Annotated in this window: 3 protein-coding genes; all 3 read right to left on the reverse strand. The window is 40.3% G+C overall.

What is annotated here, in order from left to right; genetic code table 11:
- Window positions 1–32: 32 nt before the first annotated feature.
- The 3 genes from A1QO_RS01280 to A1QO_RS01290 are packed head-to-tail and all read right to left on the reverse strand — an operon-like array spanning window position 33 to window position 1,577.
- Window positions 33–1,025 (reverse strand): ImmA/IrrE family metallo-endopeptidase, encoded by a 993-nt coding sequence (locus tag A1QO_RS01280; RefSeq protein WP_017041088.1) that lies wholly within the window; start codon window positions 1,023–1,025, stop codon window positions 33–35.
- On the reverse strand, window positions 1,022–1,351 hold the full coding sequence (locus tag A1QO_RS01285) for a hypothetical protein (RefSeq protein WP_017041089.1): 330 nt from the start codon (window positions 1,349–1,351) through the stop codon (window positions 1,022–1,024). Before A1QO_RS01285 ends, A1QO_RS01280 begins: the two co-directional genes overlap by 4 nt.
- A complete protein-coding gene (locus A1QO_RS01290; RefSeq protein WP_017041090.1) occupies window positions 1,344–1,577 on the reverse strand; it encodes a colicin E3/pyocin S6 family cytotoxin in 234 nt (77 codons plus the stop codon). Before A1QO_RS01290 ends, A1QO_RS01285 begins: the two co-directional genes overlap by 8 nt.
- Between the last annotated feature and the right edge of the window lie 70 nt (window positions 1,578–1,647).

A 1,647-nucleotide genomic window follows, 5' to 3' on the forward strand; every position in this document is an offset into this window, starting at 1 on the left:
GTTGCGAATCACTCTTAAATGCTTTGTTAGGGCTACGACTGCTGTGAGCCCTTTTCTATTAGGTCATTAATTTTTGCAGACAGAAACTTACTAAATTCAGGGTGGTGAGTCAGCACTTCTAAATGTGGCTTTCCCTCTAACCTTTGAATACATGCACTAAATAAGCTTTCTTTAGAGGGAGGACAACTACGTTTTGCTAAGCTATTTGCAAACCCTAGCACACCATTCAATTGCTGAGTTTTTTTCTGTTCTAAAGGCTTGTCCAAGCCTAAATCTTCGAAAATAGATCTTAAGATTGTTCGCCAGTCACAGTTTCCATCATTGATTGGCAATTTCATATCTGTGGGTAGTTTAAACCAGTAATAGACACCTGAAAAAGTTTCGACAAAACTACGATTCTCACAGTAAGCATAGTGTTTATCAATATCAAACAATTCATGCTGAGATAGATTAGAAGCAATAGTACCTTCGCTGCGGGCTGAGTATTGCACATAATTGCCTTGGTCGAGAGCAACGAAGACATAGCCCTTCGGAAGAAATTGAATCAGTCGCAAACAAGCAGCGATGTCGGATACATCTGCAGTCTTAACTATTTGTCGATGAAGGTCTGCGGCATCAAACGAGTTCTGTTGAACCAACTCCTCAACCCAAGAAGAGGGCATTAGCAACTCTGTTGCAAATGCGTTAGCCTCCTTCTCTATTTCCCAATACTCGATATTATTGTCAGACTCATTAATCGCTGTAACATCGAATATTGTTCCCGTATGCCATGGTATTATGACATGCCCTATTTCATGAGCTAATGTAAATCTTTGGCGCTTTGCTGGCATACCGTTGTTTACAAAAATATGAGGTCGCTTCCCTGCTACCTTAAGATCCGCTGAAACTCCATCTATATCCATAGGGATATCAGTGTAAGTCAAAGACGCATACTCTTTAGCTAAATCATCCAGGTTGACTGGTAAGGACAAATCATACTTTTGATGAAGCCTTCTCGCATAATTTAGAACTATCGGAATTCTCATTGTAGCTCTTTAGATTTTAACCATTTCATTAAGAATATTGCCGCTTCAGGAGAGCTCGCACGTGCGGCCATAGGCAAATCATATGTAGATTGCAAAACTTCAAGCAAAGGCACTTTTGTAATTCTCGCTGTAATGATTGAATGCAGAGTATCTGGTGCATGTAACCATGATTCATATTCGTCAGACGACATACCAAGGTACTCACTTAGTGGCAAAGTAGAGTCTGAGTCATGCCATTGATCAACAAAATCATCGATATCTTCAGGTAATGCATGCCCTGTGAGACATAGGTCGATAAACTTCCCACCATGTATTACTTTAAACATCAATTTTTCTCCCTTTCACTGCCTCTTTAATCATATTACCACTTAACGCATCTAGAACACCGACATGCCTGCCTCTTTTGTTAAACACTTCAATTTCGCCATGATAGGAGTCCCAAGTATATAGGCGCTGCCCACATTGTGAGCGCCACCTTTTGGCTCCATGTACAAACCCTAAGTATTCCGCAGAATCCAAATATGAAGGGTTTGGAACTGGTAATCGAGTCACTCTCATTCCTTATTATATCGTATATATTTAAACAGTAGCCCTAACGCTCTGCTAAGCGGCAAATAAACAA

Source organism: Vibrio genomosp. F10 str. ZF-129 (genome assembly GCF_000287055.2).
Classification (GTDB): Bacteria; Pseudomonadota; Gammaproteobacteria; order Enterobacterales; family Vibrionaceae; genus Vibrio.